The organism is Ignavibacteria bacterium, from assembly GCA_016873775.1.
Taxonomy (GTDB): domain Bacteria; phylum Bacteroidota; class Ignavibacteria; order UBA10030; family F1-140-MAGs086; genus JAGXRH01.
Genome location: VGWC01000010.1, coordinates 20,587 through 43,200, shown reverse-complemented (window position 1 = coordinate 43,200; position 22,614 = coordinate 20,587). Strand labels below are relative to the sequence as shown.

Here is a 22,614-nt window from a genome sequence, read left to right as displayed (position 1 = left end):
ATTTGAATGAAACGAGAACGAGGTTTTTCAAAAAAAGAAAAGGGAAAAAACTTTTTTCTGTCGTACAAACAATCTACATTTTCTCATCGGGTTCTTTCATCATATAGCCAACACCGCGAACGGTGTGTATCAAACCTTTTTCGAAACCGTTATCTACTTTTTGACGAAGATGGTTAACATAAACGTCAATAATGTTTGTTCCCGTATCAAAATTGTAATTCCAAATATGTTCAGAAATAAGCGTACGGGAAAGCGTGCGATTTTTATTGCGCATAAAATATTCGAGGAGGGAATATTCTTTCGCAGTAAGTTCAATCATTTTTTCTCCGCGTTTGGCTTTATGTTTCACAAGGTCAAGTTCCAAATCTGCGACTCGAAGCGTTGGAGTTTTTTCTGCTGCTCCGCGGCGAAGAAGCGAGCGCACGCGTGCAAACAATTCTTCCATTGCAAACGGTTTTGTCAAATAATCATCAGCGCCGCTATCAAGTCCGCCAACACGGTCTTCGACAGATGTTTTGGCAGTTACGATGAGAATGGGAATCGTTACTTTTCTTGCTCGCAATTCTTTCACCAGCGAAATTCCATCTTTTTTCGGAAGCATTATATCTATGATGAACAAATCGTACGGTTCAGATTTGGCAAGTTGAAATGCAGAATCGCCATCGTGAACAACATCCACTGCGTAGTGTTCTTCCTCAAGTCCTTTCTTGATGAACTTCGCTACTTTTTTTTCGTCTTCAACAACTAAAATGCGCATTCTATTTTCCTTTTATATTTGTGTGAAAAAAAATTGCATGCAAAAATTAAATTATTTTTGTGTGAAAACCAATTATTTGCCAAAAAATAATTCATTCTTTTTCGACGTTTCTCTGAGCAACACGGAGTAAATAACTGCTATTCGAGAAAATAAAAACCCCAATTTTTACTTGGGGTTTTTCATGTGAATCTGTTTTGGCTATTCTTCGTTTTTTACAGTTGAACTTGTTTGTTCGCCAGTAATCAAAGAAATTTCAACTCTTCTGTTTTTCTTCTTTCCATCAATTGAATTGTTCGGAGCAATTGGCTTAAATTCACCATATCCTTCAACTTGAATTAACTTCGGGTCAATATGAAGGTCGCTGATTAAGTAGTCTGCTGTGCTAAGTGCGCGTGCTGTTGATAAATGAAGGTTGGAAGGAAATTCAGCAGTCGAAATAGGGTCATTATCAGTATGTCCCTCAATGGAAATTTTTAATCGCTTGAATCGTTCAATCTGGTCTTTGATAATCGGAAGCGTTGCTACCAGTGCTTTACGAACTTCTGTTTTTAAAGCCCGATTGCCGGATTGAAAACTTACATCACCTTTCATAGTGATGTTCAATTTTCCAAGTTGTGTGCTGATTTCTATTATATCACTTAAACCAGCGGAATCCAATGCTTTTTTAACATTTTCAATTTGTTTTTGGTCGCGAATTGACCTTGCGAGAGATGGGTCAATGGAGGTCCCGGCTCCTTCAAGCACACCTTCTCCGCCGCCAGATAAATCATCGCTGAAAACTCCAGAAAGCGCTTCCATAACTTGTTTTGAATCCATCTTTTCGAATGACCATAAAACAACAAACAATGCGAGTAACAATGTAATTAAATCTGCATACGTTAAAAGCCATCTTTCATCTGCATGTTGTTCTACATGTTTCTTTTTCATACAGTTTAATTATTTATGAATGAACAAAATTTATTTTTTTTCTTGTTTACTTGCCGGAAGCATACTGTACAGTTTCGCTTTAACAATTGAAGGCGCTTCGCCTTCTTGTATTGCTATAACGCCGCGCATAATAACATCCATATATTCTTCTTCTTCTAAATGAATATTTTTCAACCGGTCGCCAATAGGGAGAAAGACAAGGTTTGCTAAAAATATTCCCCACAATGTTGCAACGAATGCGGTAGCAATATGAGAAATTAATTTTTCGGAATCGCCGCCGCCGCCGCCAGCAGCCGCGAATGTTCCTATTAATCCGATTACTGTTCCAATAATTCCCATCGTGGGAGAATATCCTCCCATTTTATTGAAGATGGTGATGTTCACGTTATGACGTTCTCCGACAAACGTCATTTCCGTTTCTGCAATAGAACGAATCACATCGGGGTCATTTCCATCAATTGCTAACCCAAGCATCTTTTTGAAAAATGGTTCCTTTATTGTAGGCAATTCTTTTTCCAATGCGAGAACTCCATCTTTTCTTGCGATGGCTGCGAAGTTTACCATTTGATCAATGGATTCGTGAAAATTGAACGTCAAAGGATTGTATGCTTGTCCAACGAGTTTTGGAATTGTTGTAAATCTTTTCCACGATTGACCAACAATCGTAGCAGACATTGTTCCTAATCCCACGATGAGAATTGCCTCTAATGCAGGGGCTCCGACGAGCATTCTCATTTTACCATGTCCAATGAACTTATATGCAACAACAATTCCGCCTACTCCCATAATGAAACCGATGAGAGTCATCATATCAAATTTTCTATCCATACGTATCGAACTTTCTAAAAACTATAACGTGGTTAAATGTAATTATCGTAAAAAATCTACAAGTGATTTCGGCAAAATAGAAGCGCCCATTTTATACGCCGCCTCTAATTGTGTTTGTTGTTTTTGTAATTCGACAACTGCTGACGCAATATCCGTATCTTCCCGTAATGCGCGCATATTTTCCAATTCGATTTGTTCCATATCAATTCTCTCTTTTACCGCATCCAATGTTTGCAATTGCGCTCCGATTTTTTCATTCACTTTGATAAAATGGTCCAGTGCTAATTTAACTCGACTCATCATATCTCCATCAGTTGGGTCGCCTGCATCTAACGCATCACGGATATCCAACAATACTTGAAATGCAGAATCCGATGTTTCGTTAAATGCTTCTGCTGCGGTAATATTCATCTGAATATTTATTCCATCTCCAATGGGAACTTCAATGGCGGCGATATTCATTTGCGTTGTTGTTCCGTCTCCAACTTCTACATCTAAAAAAGAATCTTCAACACCAGTTAATCCATCTGGATTAAAAACAATACTTGTTGTTCGCTCGGCATATATTGGGTCTTCTTGTAGTTCAACGCTTCGTAAATATGGCACCCAAGGACGGTCATTTCCAAGGTCATCGGAAACAAGCACGGTAGAGACTGTTTGTGAACCGCCAAAAAGAAATTTGCCGTCGTTGGTTGAGTTTGCAATAACAGTTAATTTCCCTACTAAATTTTCAAATTGCTGTGCGTAAAACGGGCGAGCGTGAAGATTCGTTGAAGTTGAAGCGGCAATGAGATTTTCCAGTGCATCTTGAAATACATGTACTGCTTGGTCAATTGCTTCAGAAGTTACCAATAAATTGTTTGAAGCAATTTGAATGTTATCCAAATACTGTTTGTTTCTGTCGGAATAATGTTTGTTCCGTATAAGAAAATCAGCATCAAGTGGACGTTCAGATGGGCGTGTAAATTGCTTTCCCGATGCTAACTGCACCTGAAGTTGGTCAGTACGAATTTTATTTTTCGTAATGTTTGAAAGAAAATTGGAAACAAATGTATTATCTGAGATTCTCATAAAATAATTATACCATATTTAAGATTGTTAAATACATATCATTCACTGTTGCCACTATTTTTGCCGAAGCGTCGTATGCTCGTTGAAACTCCACTAAGTTTTTCATCTCTTCATCAATAGAAACACCTGAAATTGCTTGTTGTTCCTGAACCATTCTTTCAAGAACTATTTGCGATGCTTCTTCCGAATTTGTTGCGCTGAAGATTGCAGTTCCCAGTTCATCAACACTTTTTCTGTTATATTCTTCAAACGTATAGCGAAACGTATCGGGATTATTCGGGTCTTCGATTACAAATTGAAGATTCGCCAAGTTTGCGATGCGAAGTGCTATAGCGTTACTTCCCGGAACTCCATCTTCTGCTGAAGCCGCAACTCCATCAGGATTAGACAATATATCTTTCGATACATTAATAAATTTTGCAACGGTGCTATACGGATCGCTCTTATCTGTAATATCTATACTCCGAATATCATCGGGATCTGTATATACATCAGCGCCGCTTCCATCATATCCAATGGTGAAAAGCGGAAGTTCAGAAGTCATTGTTCCCGATTCGGGATTGAATCTTCCATATCCTAATAAATGAATTTCGTTCACTTTTGCAGCGAATGATTGCGCAAGTGTATTGATGCGCATTATTCCCGGAACCAAATGCTCATTATATGTTTTTAAAAATCCGTTCAATTGACCGGAAGTAATATTGACAGTTCGATTTTGCGGTTCCAATATTGAATCTTCGTTGAACGGAGGAATAGTAATTGCAAGTCTATCAACGGTGAACGGGTCTTCTTGCCCTTCAAAATATATATCTTGAGTAATCTGCTCCATCTGCAATTTTGATGCGCCTCCACGTGATGCAACAACAATTCCTCCGATAGAAACTAACACGGAACCTTTCGAATCTTCGCTGACTTTTACGTTTGCATATTTCGAAAGTTCATCAATGAGCAAATCTCTCGTGTCTTTTGCATCGCTTGCATCAACGCCAACAGATTGCAAACGGAGAACTTCTCTGTCTGCAATAGCAATATCTTCGGCTAATCTATTAATTTGATTTAAAATTTTTTCAACTTCTTGATGCGTTTCTTTTTGCGCACTTTCATATCCTTGAACAACATTATGAAATGCATCTGCAACTCGTTTTGCTTGATTAATAACATTTATACGTGGTCCAACATCTTCGGGTTTTTGCGCCAATGTTTGAAATGCATTGAAAAACCTTGTTATCTGCTGTCCTAAACCGTTTATTGTTAATTCGTTGATTTTCGTTTCTATACGCGACATTGTTTGTCGTTGTGCGCTCGCATCTTCAAATGTGCCAGTCGAAACGCGCACATGTTCATCAACAAATGCGTTGCGAATTCTTCCTCCATTCGTGGAAATAACTCCTGTTCCCAACAATCCTTGATTTGTTTTTAAAACTTCTCCTGTACGGAAATCAACACGTTGTCGTGAATATCCGGGAGTTGATGCGTTTGCAACATTGTGTCCTACAATGTCCATTCCAAGACGTTGAGCATACAAGCCGCGTTTAGCAATTTCGATGATATGGTTTAAACTTGGTCCAGGCATAAATATTGTAATTTAATATTTTTGATCTATCAGTTGTTTTGAAAAACTTGTCGTAATTGTTCTTATCATATTCTGTGCATAATGCATCGAGTGTTCTAATAATAGAGAATTTACAGCATTGCGTTGAACGACACTTGCAACAGCAATTCGTAATCGTTCACGTACATCTCGTAATTTTATTTTCATTCCTCCGCGATTATCCATTACTTCCATCAATCTATCAAACGCATTCGGCGAACCAATATACTTTTCCGCAAGTGTTCCTTTCATTACATTTGCAAGCAATCGTTGTCTATCTTTTTCATACGCTCGCATCCGACGATTGATTTCCGTGCAACGTTCAACAGTAATTTCAAGCATATCTCCAGATAATGTAATGAGCGATTCCTGTTGTTCCGTAAGAATATGGAATAATTCTTCAGCGGTTTCCGATTCCATAAGCATCAATTTTATGAGTTGCTCAACAGGAGATAATTGTATTGGATGAACGGGCATTGTTATTCCGGAATCTGAAAATATTTCATATAGTTCATCGTACGTTTTACGTATTGCTGCGTTTCTTTATACGGCGGAATTCCTTTGTGTTTCATTACAGAACCTGGACCGGCATTATACGAAGCGAGTGCTTTTTCAATATCACCGTCAAAATTATCTAACATCAACTTTAAGTATTTTGCTCCTCCCATTATATTATCAGAAGGATTCCAAACATCTTTTACACCCATCTCTGCCGCTGTACTATCAATAAGTTGCATAACTCCTTTTGCATCTTTCGGCGAGCGCGCATTCATATTCCCTCTTGATTCCGTTGCTATCACTGCTTTAATTAAATTCGAATCCAACGAATATTTCTTTGCTGCTTCATCAATAATATCATTGTATTGCTCAACTCGTTCTCGTAATGTTTTTGCTTCTCCAGGCAAAGGACGCGGAGCCGCATTTATCGGAGTAAATTCTTGTACTTCTTTACTCACATTACGTTTTGGAGAAACGCTATTCATTTCGGAAGATTGCGAAGAAGCAGTAATCGTTGTAGGCAAATGTTCGCCGGTAATTTTGTAATATAACATATCGCCAATTCCGAAGCCACGACTCTGAGCAAGTTTGCTTGATAATTCCATATCAAACATTGAATTAACAACATCTCCACCAAAATTTTCTTCACCAAATAATCCTGATTGCTGAACCGTACTACGCATACTTTTCAGCATTTGATTAAGAAACATTGCTTCAAAATCTCGTACAGCGCGTTGTAACTTTATTTTTCTCTGAGGGTCAAGTTCTACACGCGGTTTTTGCGCAACTACGTCTTGTAATGGTATTGATGTATGGATGCTCATTTTTTCAAAACTAAATAATAATCAATTCCGCTTTTAATGCACCTGCTTCTTTCAACGCCTGAAAAATAGCAATAATATCCCGTGGTTTTACGCGCAACGAATTCAACGCTTGTGCAACATCTTGAACCGTCGCTGCACCACTAATTGCTTTCACCGAGGAAGTATCTTGCGACGCAGAAATTGCAGAGAGTTCCGTCTGAACCGTATTTCCTTTTGAAAAAGGACCAGGTTGCGAAATTACTGGAACCTGTTGTATTTCAATAGTAATTCCACCGTGAGAAATTGCGGCAGGCAAAATCGTTACATTGCTTCCGGCAACAACGGTTCCAGTTCGTTCATTGATAACGACTTTTGCAGCAACATCAGGAGAAACTTCAAACGATTCCACCTGTGCAATAAACTGCACTACTTTCGATTCCGATTGAAATTCTGCAGGAACATTCATAGTAACAGAAGATGCATCGCGTGCAAAAGCAATTTCACTTCCGAATTTTGTATTTACCGTATCAGAAATACGTTGCGCCGTTGTAAAATCCGGTTGAAAAAGAACAACTTCTACTTTCCAATCCTGTGTATGAAAATTTGTTGGAATTTCCTTGTCTAAAATTGCACCCGATGGAATTCGTCCCGATGCAGTATGCGAACGACGAAATTCACTTCCACCAGCAGTTGCGCTAAATCCACCAACGGAAATTGGACCTTGCGCCATCGCATAAACTACTCCATCAATTGCAGAAATTGGAGTGAGTAATAATGTTCCTCCTTGAAGACTCGTCGCATCACCCATCGAAGAAACTATTACATCAACTGTTCCGCCTTTTTTTACAAACGGAGGAACCGTTGCAGTAATCATAACTGCGGCAACATTACGCAAACGCAACGCATCTTGAGATACTGTTACTCCGAATCGTTTCAACATACTTGATACAGATTGAAGTGTAAATGCGGAACGTTGCGTGTCGCCGCTTCCGTTCAAACCCGTAACTAATCCATACCCGATGAGTTGGCTGCTCATAACACCGTTCACATACGCAATATCTTTGACTCGAACTGCAAAAATATTATTGACAAGAGTAATGATTGTAAATAAAACTGCAAAAAATTTTTTCATATTGATTTAGAAAATCCAATGGAAAATACGTGTTAACCAACCGGGTTCACGTGCGCGGTCAACCATTCCGCTTCCTGAAAAAACTATCACTAAATCCGTTACATTGGTTGATAAAACACTGTTGTCTGCTTGAATATCCGAAGGACGAACGATACCGGAAATCTCTATTCGCTGTTCTTCGTTTCGTATAGTTATTGTTTTTGTTCCGTAAATCCGTAGATTCCCATTTGCAAAAACCGAATCAACGGTTGCGCTAATCGTAGCACGTACATCTCCCCGATTTGCAACAGAACCTCCGCCGGAAAACGCATTACCCGTTCCTAAAGACATATCGTTGCTGATTTCAGGAATATTTCCGATCCCGGATGATGCCGCATTTGCGTTTAACGTCAAATCGCTTGAACGTTCTGTTGTCGTTGTCGCATTATTAATTGCACTACTCACTTCGAGGATTGCAACAGTAATAGCATCACCAACTCTGTTTGCTTTCGTATCGCTAAAAAGAGAACGCGCAACGTTTCCTCTCATATCCTGCGAAAATGTTTCTCCGCAAAATACGAATAACAATATACTAATGCCTAAAACGTATGTTGTACGTATCATATTTTTTCCTTTCTCAAATTATTGAATAACGAGAACTGAACTATCATCTAATATTTTTACTTTGACTAATTCTTTTGAATTTGATAACCGAACGGAAATAATTTCGTTCCGACTTCCGTCCTGTTGCGCTTCACCGAATGTTGAAATTGAAACCGTCGGTGTTTTTGCAATTACTCGCACTGTTTTTCCTTTGAGTACAATCGGTATTTCTTCCAGCATTTCTTTCAGTAACGTTTTTCCCGGAAGTAACGATTTCGTCGCTCGTTTTGAAATACATTCTTCCTTTATCGAATAAAACGGTTGTGTAATAGACGTTGTTTCTATTTTCCGAACCAAAATATCGTGTTCAGAAAGTATTTCTCCTTTTGCAATCAAACGCGATGGAGAACAAACGTTGGCAAACCTACGAACATTCAGTGATACTAATATCCGCTTTTCAGTTTTACCTTCGCTGACAATTTCCACGGGCAGCGTTACCTTCCCGCGAAAAATAATATTTTTATCAGGAACTACATTCACTTGATATGTTTTTTTTTCTATACGAATATTGGAAAGAGTATTTCGGAATTCCACCGTTACATCTTCTTTCGGTAATCCTACTTCTTGAAATACAAATCTTTCTACTGTTTTTTGAATTTCTTCGAAAGAAATTACTGAAAATTGTATTTCAGAAACAAACCATAGAAAAAAAAACAAAATCATTATGTACGTTTAAGATTATTCGCTACAGATAACATATCTTCAACCGTACGTATAACTTTGGAATTGATTTCATATGCACGTTGAGCAACAATCATTGCAACCATTTCTTCAACAATATCAACGTTTGACGTTTCAATTTCTTTTTGCTTTACTTCGCCAAATCCTTCGTCTCCTGCTTTTCCTAAAATTGGCGGTCCAGATGCAATGGTTTCTTGATATAAATTATTTCCAATAGCACGAAGCCCTGCCGGATTCACAAATTTTGCCAATTCAATTTCACCTGCAAGTTCCGGATTAATTTCTCCTGGAATCAGCGCATTCACTTTTCCGTCTCGTGAAACCTGAATGTCGCGAGTGTTTTGCGGAAGCGTAATTCCCGGCTCAACTAAATATCCCTGCGATGTTACCAATGTTCCGTCACTAGTAAGTTTTAAACCTCCGTCTCGCGTATATGCTAATGTTCCATCTGGACGACGAATTTGAAAAAATCCTTCGCCTTCGATTGCCATATCCAATGGATTATTTGTTATCAACGGATCTCCTTGGGAAAATTGTCGAACAGTACCAATAGGAACTACTCCATTTCCTACTTGAACTTCAACAGGTTGTTGTGTAGTTTGCCCTTGCGGAGATGCGCCTGCAATTTCCAATGTTTGATACATCAAATCTTGAAATTCAGGTCGCATTTTTTTGAACCCAGCAGTGTTAACATTCGATAAGTTATTGGCGATGATTTCAATGCTCATTTGCTGCGCAGATAATCCCGTTGTTGCGGCGCGAAGTGCTCTATTCATACTATTGTTTATTTATATTGTGAATAAAAAAAATAAAATTTGTTTGTAAAAAAAAACTACGACGACAATCTACCAACTTCCAATGAACGACTTACCGATTCGTCTTGCGTTTGAATTAATCGTTGACCGGTTTCAAATTGGCGCATAAGTTCTATCATTTCAACCATTTCTTCGATTCCATCAACGTTAGAACCTTCAAGAAATCCTTGACGCACAAAAACTTTATCTGGGTCAATCGGAATCGGTTCAACATTTTCTCTTGGCATAAAAAGCGAAGCGCCAACTTTTTTCAGTTGCTCTTGGCTTGCAAACCCAACTATTTTTAATTGTCCAATGTAAATATGCTGAACAAAAATTTCTCCTAATGGAGTTACAGCAATATCTTCTTTTTTTAAATTCGTAAAATTCGGAAACGTTATTGCACTGTCGTTTTGTCCAAGAACAGTATATCCATTTTTCGTTCGTAATTCACCATCAGGAGATACCATAAAGTTTCCTGCGCGAGAATAACGTATTCCATCGGGAGTTTCCACGACAAAAAAACCTGGACCGTCAACCGCAAAATCAAATGCGTTGCTCGTTTGTTGAAGTTCTCCTTGTGTAAAATCGGGTACTTCGGTAACCTTTGTTCCCGGGAGATATTCTCCCAATCCTGTGTCGTATTGCTGAACTGTCGGTTCACCTTCGTTCAATAATTCAACGAACAATTTTCCGCGTTTGAATCCTATGGAATCAACGTTCGCTAAATTGTTGGATATGACTTGCATTCGTAACATAAGTGGACGCATAAATTTTGCAGCAGCGTCTATTCCTTCAATAGGCATATAATTTTATCCTTTCGTATGATGATATTCTAAATCTTCGAGATGACGAGCCAAAAGAACTTCGCCTTTCCCGATTCCTAATTTTTTTGCTATTACACTTGCATCTTTTTTTCGTCCCGGTTTATTCTGTGCATCCGTCGTTCCAATCATTGTCGCTTGATAAGAATATTGCGACGAAACCACCGATGGTTTTCGATGCGTCATCATTTTCATTGCAAGTTCCACTTCTCCATTACCTCGCCCGAATTGCCTTGCTAAATACACAGTTTCATAATTTACCGCATCATTAGCCGATTCTATCTCTTCAATCAGTTCATCTTCTTTGTCAGTTATCTGATTAGTTTCTCTTTCACTAATTGTTGCAAAAATATCGTGCTCTTTTTTCTTCGGTTGTTGAATTGCCGGAACAATCTCTTCATCAACACTTCTCGTAAATGTGGAGATCGGGAGCTTTGATTTATTAGAAAAATATCCGGTCAATTGCAAACCGAGCAATACAAACGCTCCAATGATAACGAGCAACGCTAACACAAAAACAGAGCGAACAAACACTCCGTTTTCTTCCTTCACTGAAGCAGGAATTGGTTTCTTTTCTTCTTCTTGAACTTGCGAATCATCTCTTGAAGTATCCGCTACGTTATTCGTTTCTGATTGGTGCAATGTTGAATCCGGTGTATTTCCATTCAGTGTTTGCTGAATAACGTTGTTGTCCGTAATTATTGCTTTATTGCGCGTTGGTCGTTCTCTTTTTACCTTTTCTCGAATCGTTCGTTTCTTCTCAATATTTTTGTTTTCTTCATTTTGCACCGAATTATTATTCGTTTGAATTGTTGGAATTATTTCTTCTTTTTGTTGTTTAGAAATCACATTCCCTTTTCCAACATACGATTGTTTTTGAGAATCCAACGGCGAAACTTTGTGCGACGGAATAAAATCAACACGTTTATCTGCTTTACTTATATGACTAAAAAACACAAGCATTGCAACGAAGCAAAATATAAGACTTTTATTGCACATATTCTTTCTTCAACGGTAAAAAAACATTGAGATTGATTCCTGAATCGCCGCTCTGTACCAAAATATCTCCGTGTTGCAGATGAAAAATATTTTTCGCTGAAAGATATTTTTCATTTTTTTGAAACTCTTCGGTTTTTGAATGTAATGCAATTTGTACAATAGCAAAATACGCTGTTCTCACAAGTCGTATTACAATAACCTCTTTCGTTTCGAGCGATTGTAATAACGAAGTAAACGCATCTCTCATCAAATAAGTGTTTCCGTTGATAAAAGGAAAATCATTGGTATAACTCAATGAAAATTTTTCTTTCCCGTTAAAATCAATACATCGCTGCAATAATTCTCCAAGTGAAATTTCTTCCGAATTTTGTTGAGTTAATTTCATTCGTAATAAATAATACACGCCAACGGATGCTTGATTTGCGAGAAGTTGTAGCGCACGGCGCTGGAGATTCGTATAATCTTCTACCTTTTGTTTTACTTGTACGATGATAACGCCCAATTGTTTTTGCGCTAACAACATCGGAAGTATTACATACGATTCAGTTATCGGAGCGGGCATATCGTTCTGTGGAATAATAATGACGGATTTTTCTTCCATCACCCAAGATGCGATTCCACTCTTGAGAAAATCTTTCATTTCACTGGTAAGTACTTTTTTTTCGGGAACAAAAGGGACAAACGTATTTTTATCTGATTCCATCAAAAACACATTGAGTTCCTGAACGTGCACCAATTCGCAAACAAAGTTATATAATTGGTTTAACAGTTTTTCTGGAGTTTCTGATACTGAAAGAACATACGAGCGACGTTGCAACGACATCATATCATTAAAAAAATACGTTTGACGAAAAGTACTTAATGCATTCGGTGTTATCTCGTTTTTCAACACATCAATAGTTTTTTCGAGTGCTTTGATATACGATTCGCGCTGTTCCATCACTTCTTCAAGTTGCGGAAGCACTGTTCGCAACAACGATACTTCTTCGTTTGTAATCGTAGTACGTTCTTTGGCAACCTGTTTCATAGCGTAACCGTTTCGTTACTCAAAGAAATTTTTTCCACGCTGTACATATTTTCTTGATGGAGAAAACGACGTTCAAAACCAGCATATCGCGATTCTAACAATTGCACTGCCGAAGCGTTATACGTAGAATGAGAATCGAACAATATTTTTTCCGATGAATAATTGTTCGAAAAAACTTCTGCGCAATGCACAATAGCAGAAAGTAGTTGGTATTTTCTTGCATTTGTCGGATTGTGATGAAATGTAATTGATTCCACAATTGATGGTGAAAAATTCCAACGTTCTGCAAGCCATCCGCCAACAATGGCGTGATGATATTCTCCGAAAATTCGTTGCTCTTCTTCTTCAAATGTTGTTCCGGTTTTTTTAGTATTATTCATTATTATGGAAAACTCATTCGCAAACTGATATTGAAAAACTGCTATTCCTATATCGTGAAGCAGTCCGGCAGTAAATGCTTCTCCAACAACAGGGTATTCGACATCCCGCGCAATTCGTTTCGCAATAACCGCGGTCGAAAACGAATGTTCCCATAACGATTGAATCGAACATTCAGATTTCTGTTCAAAATGCGAATGAAGAATTTGCAATGCAATTATTTCTTTGATGATATCGAATCCAATAATAGAAAGTGCAAACTCAACGGTGCTAATTTTTCGTGGAAATCCGTAAAGCAGCGAATTTGCTTTCTTAAGTATCTGAACAACAAGCGAAGGATTTGTTTCTATTGCGCGAAGTATATGCAACGGCGTTGTTGATGGTTCTTCCAACAGTTGTAAAATATCTATAGAAAACGAATCAAGCACAGGAAAATGGGACAACGTGTTTAATCTGTCTCGTATTTCCTGCTCAGTTAATGTATGTTGTTTCTTCTTATGCATTATATACTACACGTAATTCTTTACGAAGTGTTGCTAACGCTTCGTAGTGAATTTGCGATACTCGAGATACTGATAATTTCAGTACTTGCGCTATTTCAGTGAATGAAAGTTCTTCGTAATAAAACAACGCAATAACGATCTGCTGTTTTTTCGGAAGCGCTTCTATTCTTTCGACGATCATTTCTTTTGCTTCAACTTCAGTAATCAACTGACTCGGGTCCAGCGAACCTTCATCAATAAATTCATCCATATCAGAAATATGTCCGTTCTTGCGTAAATGATTTCCATCTCCAGTAGTAGTTTTCTGCGCTTCATCAACAACTCTGTCGTAATCTGAAAGTGTAAGCGATAATTTTTGAGCTACACGTTCTCGGTACTGTTCAAATTGACGATACTGTAATAATTCTGGATTGTTTTTCCCTTCCTCTCGCATCTGTTTTCGAACTGCGCGGGGAACCCAATCTATTTTTCGTACTTCATCTAAAATGGTTCCGCGAATTCTGGGAATAGCATACGTTTCAAACTTGACCATTTTATTCGGGTCAAAATTTTCTATAGCTTCATTCAATCCAAGAATGCCAAAATGCAACAAATCTTCGTTCGATAAAACATACCCACGCGCCAAATGCAAATGGTGAAGTACATACCGTACTAATCCAAAGTAGCGAAGAATCATTTGCTCTTTGGAATTCTTATTTTGCCTATCTTTCCGAAATTCAATATGCATTGAAGTATCTTCGAGTTGCGGTAATAAACCTTCTCTCACGACAATAACCTGATTCTGTTATTATTGTAGTGTGCCAAAACCACTCGGCTGAGTTGCTGGCGGTACTGTTATACTTGGCGACTGTTCACCTGGCGTCGAAAGTTTTCCCGCACCATTGCCATCACCGTTTTCTTTTTGTTCGGTACCAAAAGCGGCGAGACACAAAAATGCAAGGGATAATGTACTGATGAAAAAAAGAAACGAGTACGTTACTATATCAACTATAGAGTATCCTCGAGTTCCATATAACACACCAGCCATACAAAAAATAAAGAGACCAAATTCAGTAATAAATCGAATCATATTTTTGACAACCTTTCAGAGTTAATTATATGTTTTGGGTTGTTTAATAATTGTTTGCGCTATTTTTTGAATTGAAAGAGCAGAAGCAGAACGAGGAAATCGTAATATCACCGGCTGCTGCTCCAGTACTGCGTGATGTACGTTTTTATCGTACGGTACGAATCCTAAATAATTTATATGTGTTTTTAAAAAATGATTAACAACCATTTGCAATTTTCTTCCTGTTTCTTCCGCATCCAACGGAGACCATGCTGCATTGACAATTAAATTGAGTTTTAGTTTTTCTGATGATTCAAGACATACTGTTTTAATTACAGCATACGCATCCATTACGGCAGTCGGCTCGGGAGTAGTAATGACTAATGCTTCATCCGTATTGATTACTGATGTTACTACTTCAGAATTTAATCCTGCGCCCGTATCAAGCAGAATATAGTCATACGGCTGTTCCAACGAACGTAAATCTTCGAATAATTTTAACTGAACTTCCGTATCAATGAGCGGAAATCGAATGTCTCCGGAACTTCCCGGGATGATGCGCATAGTCTTCCACACAGGAACTGCAACTTCATCAATTGTTTTTTCTCCTCGCAGTACATGACTCAAACGATACGTCGGCGTCATTCCTATTAATACATCAAGATTTGCTAAGTTTGAATCCACATCCACGAGAAGCACGCGTTTCCCTAACCCTGCAATTGCAAGAGAAAGATTCAATGAAATCATACTTTTCCCGACTCCGCCTTTTCCACTGGTAACTGTTATCAGCTTTGGTGTTACAACTTTAGAAAGTTCTTCTCTATGGCGAGAAGCAATCGTACGAAGTTTTGCTGCTTGGTCAAACATCGTAAATTACTCCGCGAAAAATCATTGTTGCTATTTTCAATGAATCTGCTATAACGATATCGTCGGGAACAGTTTGTCCCGTAGTGATATATGAAATAGGAATTCCGGTTTTGTACGAAATATTCAACAACGGACCAAATGTAGCAGATTCATCTACTTTCGAAAAGACGAGGCGATTGGGTTTTGCAACGTCAAATCGTTCGCAAATATCTATCATTGTTTTTTCATTCGAAGCGGCGGAGAGAACGAGATGAACTTCGTCGGGGTCTGCAACATCGAGAAATTTTCGTAATTGTGTTAGTCCTTTTGTTTCCCGCTGACTTCTTCCAAATGTATCAACAATTATGACGTCTTTCGTCTTGTGTTTTCTGATTGCTTTTTGCATTTCACCGGGACGATACACTACATCCATTTCAATGTTTGCAATTGCCGCAAACGTTCGCAGTTGTTCAATTGCTGCAATGCGGTACGTATCAGCAGAGATCAACGCAACGTTTAATCCGTTGAATAACTTGTTGATTGCCGCAAGTTTTGCAATCGTCGTTGTTTTTCCTACACCTGTTGGACCAACAAACACAACAACTTTTGCCCTTCCAAGTTTTTGCTCAATGGCACCTGCAGTTCGAATCATTTTTGCCATCTCGGATAACAACCGCTGTTCAACTAATGTATCGTCATCAAGTTGCTCTCCGCTCAAATGCGCATAAATGGATTGAACAATTTGCGCCGCAAGTTGCTCGTTCACATCTTGTCCGACAAGTGTAACAAATGCCCGTCGTAAATGATCGGGAAGACTTGGCATTTTACTGTATTTCAGTTGCTCAACTATTTCTCGCAATGTATGTTTTACATCGTTTAATTCATCTTTCAAATTATGCAAATCCGAGCGTGATGTCGTCGGAAAGTCTATTTTGTTTCCGCGCTGCTTTCGCTCAACATCTTTCGATAAATTCGACAGAATTTCTGTAACATCTTCTCCTTCTATGTTGCCGTTTTTTGCCGCAGGAACACCGCTAATTTTTCTCGTTGATTCATCTAAATTCGTTGTATCAGATTGAAAGCGAGACAGAATGTAGTCAAATGTTTTTTCGGAACCTGGGTTTGCAGAACGTTGGTTCCCAATGTCCAGTACATCCAACACATCATCTTCAACTCCTGCGGTTATTTCTAACAAATCTCTGCCAAGAAAACTGAACAAACCACCGTGTGGCACTTTTCGTGTGTTTAATATAATTGCATTGTCACCGAACTCCGTTTTCATTTGTTCGGTAACTGAACGCAACGTTGGTCCTACAAATTTTTTAACCTTCATCGTTTATCTCCACTTTACCGATAAATTCAATTTCCATTTCCGGCGGCAATTCTGTAAATGAAAGCACGGATACATTGTGAAATGTTGTATGAATCATTCTAAAGAAATACGGACGAACTGTTGCCGCACAAATAATGATTGGCAAATAACCAGTGGCTATCGCTGTTTCCATCGCTTTGGTTAATCCCGAGTGAATGGAACGAATGAGCGACGGCGATAACCCAAGACTTGGACCGATTTCTTTTTGTGATTGCACCGCCAAGATAATTGCTTGCTCTAGTCGAGGACCCATCGCAATTCCATGAACAACGCCGCGTTCGTCTTGATACAAACGCGCAATGGTTTCCGAAAGAGAATGACGAACATATTCAGTGAGAACGTCAACATTTTTTGTTACACGCGCATAATCAATTAACGCTTCTAAAATTGAGACGAGGTCGCGAACAGGAATACCTTCTTTCAATAAATTCTGTAATACTTTTTGAACCATACCTTGCGGCAATAGTTCCGGTGTCAATTCTTCAACAATTGCGGGATAATCTTTCTTTAAGTTCTCAATGAGTTTTCGAACTTCTTGACGCCCAAGAATCTTGTATGCGTTTCGTTTTATGATTTCCTGTAAGTGTGTAGATAATACTGCCGATGGTTCTACAACTGTATAACCGGAAAGTTCTGCGCGCTCTCGCTCTCGTTCCGCAATCCATACTGCAGGTAATCCAAAAGCAGGGTCGCGAACTTCAATTCCATCAATGTGTTCTCCGATTTCACCGGGACTCATCGCTAAAATTCTTCCTATTCGGAGAAAATCTCTTCCTGAAACATTCCCGCGAATTTTGAAAACGTATTCATTCGGTTCAAGTTGCAGATTATCGCGTACACGAATAGCAGGAACAATAATTCCTAAATCAATAGCAAGTTGTTTTCTCAAATTTCCGATTCGTTTGAATAAATCTCCTCCTTGCGATTCATCAACAATAGATATTAAACCATAGCCAATTTCCAATTCCAACGGGTCAACTTGCAAGTATTCCTCAACTTTTTCTTCACGTTCAACAACGGGAGTAATTGGCGGTTGTGCCTTTTCTTCTTCTTGCAATAGTTTTTCTTTGGTTGTCAAGTATCCTATTCCTCCCGTAATAAATGCAAGTAAGAGAAACGGAATCCCAGGAAGTCCCGGAATAATTGCAAAGAACAGCAACGTACTTGCGACAACATACAGCACTTTGGGATTTCCGAAGAGTTGTTGCTTTAACTCAATATCAAGCGTACCTCCGGAGGAAGAACTTCTCGTAATAACAATACCGGCTCCGGTTGCTACAATCAATGCGGGAATTTGTGTAACTAATCCGTCTCCAACAGTGAGCAATGTGTATTTTTGAACGGCATCTGTAAATGAAAATCCTTCTTGTAACATTCCAATAACAAGTCCGCCTAATAGGTTCACTATGTTTATAACTAATCCGGCAATCGCATCTCCTTTAACAAATTTACTTGCACCATCCATCGCACCATAAAAATCCGCTTCTCTCGCAATATTTTGACGGCGTGTGCGTGCAGTTGCTTCGTCAATCATTCCGGCGTTTAAGTCAGCGTCAATTGCCATTTGTTTTCCCGGCATTGCATCCAACGTAAATCGCGCAGCAACTTCCGAAACACGACCTGATCCTTTTACGATGACGACGAATTGAATAATAATGAGAATAATAAAGATGATAAATCCAACTACGTAATTTCCTTTTACTACAAACGAACCGAACGCTTGAATCACTTCGCCGGCGTATGCTTCTCCTAAAATTAAACGCGTTGATGCTATATTCAACGACAAGCGAAACAATGTGAGTAGAAGAAGAAGTCCGGGAAAAACGGAAAACTCAAGGGGAGTTTTTAAGTACACTGAAACCATTAGTGTAATAATGGAAAGTGTTATGTTGAGCGTGAGTAAAACATCAAGAAATTGTGGAGGTAATGGAATGACAAGCACGGTAATGATTGAAATCACTCCAATTGCAATCATTACATCGGTGTTCGTGCCGAGTATCTCAAACGCACGCAATATTCCTGTTCGCGGCAAATGAGGTGATGAACCGTTGCCGTTTCTACGCCCGTTTCGTGATTTACCGTTTGTTAAACCACCTTCGAGTGCTACTGTATTTCTTCGTGCTGCTGCTGCCATTATTTTAATTCAAACCAAAACCGAATCGCGTGTTTTTCAAACGATAAACGTATGCTAAAATTTCAGCGACTGCTTTGTATAATTTATCGGGAATTGTTTCTCCCACATCAACCATTTTGTATAACGATTGCGCCAGCGGTTGGTCTTCAACTATTGGAATATTGTGCAAAATTGCAATCGCTTTTATTTTTTGTGCAAGTAGTTCTGCGCCTTTTGCAATAACTTTCGGTGCTTCCATTTTTCCCACTTCGTATTTCAATGCAATAGCAACGTGTGTCGGATTTGTAATCACGACATCCGCTTTCGGAACTTCTGCAATCATTCGTTTTCTTGCCATTGAACGCTGAATACTGCGAATGCGCGATTTTAAAAGCGGGTCTCCTTCTGTTTCTTTTGTTTCTTCTTTTAATTCATGGCGCGTCATACGTAACTGGCGTTGATGTTCTCTCCATTGAAACATATAATCGAGTAACGCTAACGCCAAAAATGCAAGTCCCATCTTTAATCCAACACTTACGGAGGATTTTCCGATGAATGACATCACAATGCCGATGTCGCTATCAAGAACCATAATTGATTCGTTCACTACGCTTTTTAATGAAAAATAACCTACTACTGCTACAATAATAATTTTTAAAACACTTTTTGCGAGTTCTTCTACCGAACGACGCGAAAAAAATATTCTTTTGATTCCTTTAAGTGGGTCAAGTTTATCCCAAGAAAATTCTAATGTTTGTGTTGTAAAAAGAAATCCTACTTGCGCTATACTTGACGCTAACCCTATTAACATTAATATTGCTACAATCGGTAGTATGGTCGAAATAAGAGTTACAAATCCCTGCAAAAAAAATCGCTCAGCATTAACCATACTAATTCGCGATGCGCCAGATTCCATAAAAATTTTTTTTGCTGCATCACCAAGATTGACAATTGCTGCAGAACCCATAAAATACAATAACAACAATCCGAAAATAAGAATGAACGCAGAATTTACTTCTACGCTTTTTGCTACTGCACCGCGTTGCCGCGATTTTTCTCGTTTATGCTGCGATGGTTCTTCCGTTTTCTCCTGACCGGAGTCTTCACCGCCGCCGCTTTTTTCTCTCGTATCGTCATCTGCCATTGCTACAACACTTTCACAAGTTCAAAGAAATTATCTTCAAAGGTGAGTAATAACTTTTTAAATACAAACACCATTAACGGTGAAATAATAAACAGCACAATTAATCCAACGGCTATTTGCAACGGAAATCCAACAAGAAACACATTCATTTGCGGAACAACTCGTGCAAGAATTGCAAGCACAACATTCGTGAGAAACAACGCGACAACCGCAGGCGCAGAAATTTTTACTGCAACCACGAACATTGTTTTCGATAATGTTATTACTTCTTTATAGAGCGATTCGCTCAATTGAAAATGTCCGATAGGAACGTAACTGTAACTTAATTGTAATCCTTGTAAAAGGAAATGCGGACCGTTGATGACAACAAAAATCAATAACGCAATCACGTAAAAAAACTTCGAGAGTACGGTAACTTGTTGATTCATTCCCGGGTCAAACATTTGCGCAAACCCGAGTCCCATATTAAACGCAAGAAAATCTCCTGCTACTTGAGCGCCAGCAAAAAATATTCCTGCTGCAAATCCCATTAACATTCCAATACACGCTTCCGAAAAAACTGCAATGACAAACGGCGCAAGTTGTAACGGAATTTGCTGTTTCATCTTGAACACAAACGGATAAAAAATTAGCGCAAGGAACAAACTCAATACTATTTTTACTTGCGGAGGAACTGCTTCGTGCCCAAGTACAGGGGCAATCATTACCATTGAACCAATGCGTACGAACAATAATAAAAAGAGAACGAATTGTGATAACAATATATCCGACATTACATTATCGAGCCAAATCCGGAATTTTGAGAAATAAATTTGTGGTAAACGTAATTAACACTTGCAACATCCACGGCAACGTAAAAAACATCACGATTGCAATTCCAATAAGTTTAGGAACAAACGTCAACGTATACTCCTGAATAGAAGTTGCCGCCTGAAAAACTGAAATCAGCAACCCAATAACGAGTGAAACAACTAACGCTGGACCACCAACTAATATCGTTGTCCAAAAAAAATCGCGTGCAAGACTGATGACAAATTCTTCCGACATAGTTTATCTATTGAAAACTTCGCATCAACGAATCAATAACCAGATGCCAGCCATCAACCATAACAAAGAGCAACAGTTTAAACGGAAGCGAAATAATTACCGGCGGCAACATCATCATTCCCATAGACATTAAAATACTCGTAATCACTAAATCTATAATGATAAACGGAATAAAAAGAACAAATCCGATTTGAAATCCAATACGAAGTTCATTCAGTGCAAATGCTGGAATTAATACGTGCGTTGGAACATCTTTTCTTGAACTCGGTTTTTCAACGTTTGCCATCTTGGTGAACAATTCCAAATCTTCTTCGCGCGTATGCTTAAACATATATTCGCGAATCGGTTCAACGCCTTTGATATACGCCTCATCTAACGTAATTTCTTCTTTCAGATACGGTTGCAACCCTTTGTTATTCACTTCGTTCCACGTTGGTCCCATAATAAAAAACGTCAGAAATATTGCAAGACCAACGAGCACTTGTGACGGAGGAACTTGCTGAACTCCAATCGCTTGTTTAATAAAATGCAGTACGATAATTATTCTTGTAAAACACGTCGTGAGAATCATCAACGCAGGAGCAAGAGAAAGTATCGTCATCAAAAAAAGAATTTGCAACGTAACTGCAACTTCTTCCGGTTTAGTTGACTTCCCTACTTCAATTCCAATTTTAGGAAACGGGAGTTGTTTGTCTTGAGCAAAAACAAACGTTCCTGCTGCAAAAAGCAAAAATACAATCAACCACAATTTTCTCATAGTGGTTTCAAGATTCGTTGGTATCGGAAGACTGAAAAACAGAAAATTGGGTCTTCTTCTTGTTTCGCCAGCCGATAATGCCTAAATACTCTGTGAAATATTCGGTAAACGATTTCGAGGAAATTTGTTGCGCGCTTTCAACGTGCTTCATTAATTGCGCGCTTTCTTCTGCGGAAAATTCGGAAAGTGAATGAATGGAACTATCAGTAACTCCAACAACTAAAAATTTATTCGCTGCTTTTACAATATAAATAGATTTCTTGGGATGGAGTACGAGTGTGCCAAGAATTTGCATATCGGCACCGATAGAAGGAGCACGCGTTTTTGAGAACATATATTTCTTCAAAAGAAATAATACTAATCCCATAAAAACGAGAACAAAAATAAGCGAAAATATTGCTTTGAGAGCAATCCATTCCATCGCTACTTTCCTAAACCTTTCAATCGTTCAGAAGCATCTACGAGATTCGTAATGCGTACTCCGAAATGTTTATCAATTACGACCACTTCTCCTTCTGCCATTTTTTTCCCGTTAATCCAAATATCTACTGGTTCCGTAGAATATTTATCGAGTTCGATGAGAGAACCTCGCTCCAATTCCAATATATCTTTTATCTGCATATTCGTTCTTCCCAATTCTATATTGAGAGGAAGTTTCAAATCTAAAAGTATATCAAATTTTCGTTCTTTCTCTTCGAATTTTGGTCCCGGGTGAAGTGGTTCAAATTCGGCTTTATGGATTTCTACACCAGATGATTCCATTTCTGGAGACATTGGTGTTGTTTCCGGTGATTCTGAAGTTCCGACTGGTTCTGTTGCAGCAAATCTACTG

26 protein-coding genes are annotated in these 22,614 nt (G+C 38.6%); all 26 read right to left on the bottom strand.

The annotated features are described in order from the left end of the window. Positions 1–73: 73 nt before the first annotated feature. The 26 genes from FJ218_02860 to fliN all read right to left on the bottom strand — a co-directional run bounded on the left by FJ218_02860 (position 74) and on the right by fliN (position 22,556). A complete protein-coding gene (locus FJ218_02860) occupies positions 74–757 on the bottom strand; it encodes a response regulator transcription factor (protein MBM4165852.1) in 684 nt (227 codons plus the stop codon). A gap of 198 nt (positions 758–955) precedes the next feature. Next, on the bottom strand, positions 956–1,684 hold the full coding sequence (locus FJ218_02855; protein ID MBM4165851.1) for a hypothetical protein: 729 nt from the start codon (positions 1,682–1,684) through the stop codon (positions 956–958). 30 nt (positions 1,685–1,714) lie between these two features. Beyond that, positions 1,715–2,512 carry a chemotaxis protein MotA gene (locus FJ218_02850; GenBank protein MBM4165850.1) on the bottom strand — a complete coding sequence of 266 codons (798 nt, stop codon included), beginning with the start codon at positions 2,510–2,512 and terminating at the stop codon, positions 1,715–1,717. Positions 2,513–2,554: 42 nt separating this feature from the next. Continuing rightward, the gene (gene flgL / locus FJ218_02845) at positions 2,555–3,583 is read right to left on the bottom strand and encodes a flagellar hook-associated protein 3 (GenBank protein MBM4165849.1); all 1,029 of its coding nucleotides are present in this window, start codon (positions 3,581–3,583) and stop codon (positions 2,555–2,557) included. Positions 3,584–3,590: 7 nt separating this feature from the next. Then, complete coding sequence (gene flgK / locus FJ218_02840) at positions 3,591–5,156, bottom strand: flagellar hook-associated protein FlgK (protein MBM4165848.1); 1,566 nt, start codon at positions 5,154–5,156, stop codon at positions 3,591–3,593. A gap of 12 nt (positions 5,157–5,168) precedes the next feature. After that, entirely contained in the window at positions 5,169–5,651 is a 483-nt protein-coding gene (locus FJ218_02835; protein ID MBM4165847.1) for a flagellar protein FlgN, read from the bottom strand. A gap of 2 nt (positions 5,652–5,653) precedes the next feature. After that, positions 5,654–6,496, bottom strand: a complete 843-nt coding sequence (locus FJ218_02830) for a murein transglycosylase (GenBank protein ID MBM4165846.1) — start codon at positions 6,494–6,496, stop codon at positions 5,654–5,656. Between the two features lie 10 nt (positions 6,497–6,506). Further along, on the bottom strand, positions 6,507–7,607 hold the full coding sequence (locus FJ218_02825) for a flagellar basal body P-ring protein FlgI (GenBank protein ID MBM4165845.1): 1,101 nt from the start codon (positions 7,605–7,607) through the stop codon (positions 6,507–6,509). A 6-nt stretch (positions 7,608–7,613) separates the two neighbouring features. After that, the gene (locus FJ218_02820) at positions 7,614–8,210 is read right to left on the bottom strand and encodes a flagellar basal body L-ring protein FlgH (protein MBM4165844.1); all 597 of its coding nucleotides are present in this window, start codon (positions 8,208–8,210) and stop codon (positions 7,614–7,616) included. 18 nt (positions 8,211–8,228) lie between these two features. Then, a complete protein-coding gene (flgA, locus tag FJ218_02815) occupies positions 8,229–8,912 on the bottom strand; it encodes a flagellar basal body P-ring formation protein FlgA (GenBank protein ID MBM4165843.1) in 684 nt (227 codons plus the stop codon). Beyond that, positions 8,912–9,706: a flagellar basal-body rod protein FlgG gene (gene flgG, locus FJ218_02810; GenBank protein MBM4165842.1), complete on the bottom strand. Its 795-nt coding sequence runs from the start codon at positions 9,704–9,706 to the stop codon at positions 8,912–8,914. The genes flgA and flgG overlap by 1 nt, the downstream gene beginning before the upstream one ends. Positions 9,707–9,762: 56 nt before the next feature. Beyond that, on the bottom strand, positions 9,763–10,530 hold the full coding sequence (locus FJ218_02805; protein ID MBM4165841.1) for a flagellar hook-basal body protein: 768 nt from the start codon (positions 10,528–10,530) through the stop codon (positions 9,763–9,765). A 6-nt stretch (positions 10,531–10,536) separates the two neighbouring features. Then, complete coding sequence (locus FJ218_02800) at positions 10,537–11,547, bottom strand: hypothetical protein (GenBank protein ID MBM4165840.1); 1,011 nt, start codon at positions 11,545–11,547, stop codon at positions 10,537–10,539. Then, on the bottom strand, positions 11,537–12,574 hold the full coding sequence (locus FJ218_02795; protein ID MBM4165839.1) for a hypothetical protein: 1,038 nt from the start codon (positions 12,572–12,574) through the stop codon (positions 11,537–11,539). Before FJ218_02795 ends, FJ218_02800 begins: the two co-directional genes overlap by 11 nt. After that, positions 12,571–13,455 (bottom strand): HDOD domain-containing protein, encoded by an 885-nt coding sequence (locus FJ218_02790; protein ID MBM4165838.1) that lies wholly within the window; start codon positions 13,453–13,455, stop codon positions 12,571–12,573. The genes FJ218_02795 and FJ218_02790 overlap by 4 nt, the downstream gene beginning before the upstream one ends. After that, positions 13,448–14,221, bottom strand: coding sequence for a FliA/WhiG family RNA polymerase sigma factor (locus FJ218_02785; protein ID MBM4165837.1), 774 nt, complete (start codon positions 14,219–14,221; stop codon positions 13,448–13,450). Before FJ218_02785 ends, FJ218_02790 begins: the two co-directional genes overlap by 8 nt. A gap of 21 nt (positions 14,222–14,242) precedes the next feature. Then, the gene (locus FJ218_02780; GenBank protein MBM4165836.1) at positions 14,243–14,482 is read right to left on the bottom strand and encodes a hypothetical protein; all 240 of its coding nucleotides are present in this window, start codon (positions 14,480–14,482) and stop codon (positions 14,243–14,245) included. A 63-nt stretch (positions 14,483–14,545) separates the two neighbouring features. Beyond that, positions 14,546–15,370: a MinD/ParA family protein gene (locus FJ218_02775; GenBank protein ID MBM4165835.1), complete on the bottom strand. Its 825-nt coding sequence runs from the start codon at positions 15,368–15,370 to the stop codon at positions 14,546–14,548. Further along, positions 15,363–16,682 carry a flagellar biosynthesis protein FlhF gene (gene flhF, locus FJ218_02770; GenBank protein MBM4165834.1) on the bottom strand — a complete coding sequence of 440 codons (1,320 nt, stop codon included), beginning with the start codon at positions 16,680–16,682 and terminating at the stop codon, positions 15,363–15,365. The genes FJ218_02775 and flhF overlap by 8 nt, the downstream gene beginning before the upstream one ends. Next, positions 16,672–18,696 carry a flagellar biosynthesis protein FlhA gene (gene flhA / locus FJ218_02765; GenBank protein ID MBM4165833.1) on the bottom strand — a complete coding sequence of 675 codons (2,025 nt, stop codon included), beginning with the start codon at positions 18,694–18,696 and terminating at the stop codon, positions 16,672–16,674. Before flhA ends, flhF begins: the two co-directional genes overlap by 11 nt. Positions 18,697–18,859: 163 nt before the next feature. Beyond that, a complete protein-coding gene (gene flhB / locus FJ218_02760) occupies positions 18,860–19,978 on the bottom strand; it encodes a flagellar biosynthesis protein FlhB (protein ID MBM4165832.1) in 1,119 nt (372 codons plus the stop codon). A gap of 2 nt (positions 19,979–19,980) precedes the next feature. Next, complete coding sequence (gene fliR, locus FJ218_02755; GenBank protein MBM4165831.1) at positions 19,981–20,751, bottom strand: flagellar biosynthetic protein FliR; 771 nt, start codon at positions 20,749–20,751, stop codon at positions 19,981–19,983. A 4-nt stretch (positions 20,752–20,755) separates the two neighbouring features. After that, positions 20,756–21,025, bottom strand: a complete 270-nt coding sequence (gene fliQ / locus FJ218_02750) for a flagellar biosynthesis protein FliQ (GenBank protein MBM4165830.1) — start codon at positions 21,023–21,025, stop codon at positions 20,756–20,758. Positions 21,026–21,032: 7 nt separating this feature from the next. After that, positions 21,033–21,782: a flagellar type III secretion system pore protein FliP gene (gene fliP / locus FJ218_02745; GenBank protein MBM4165829.1), complete on the bottom strand. Its 750-nt coding sequence runs from the start codon at positions 21,780–21,782 to the stop codon at positions 21,033–21,035. A 7-nt stretch (positions 21,783–21,789) separates the two neighbouring features. Beyond that, on the bottom strand, positions 21,790–22,203 hold the full coding sequence (gene fliO, locus FJ218_02740; protein MBM4165828.1) for a flagellar biosynthetic protein FliO: 414 nt from the start codon (positions 22,201–22,203) through the stop codon (positions 21,790–21,792). A gap of 2 nt (positions 22,204–22,205) precedes the next feature. Beyond that, complete coding sequence (fliN, locus tag FJ218_02735; GenBank protein ID MBM4165827.1) at positions 22,206–22,556, bottom strand: flagellar motor switch protein FliN; 351 nt, start codon at positions 22,554–22,556, stop codon at positions 22,206–22,208. Between the last annotated feature and the right edge of the window lie 58 nt (positions 22,557–22,614).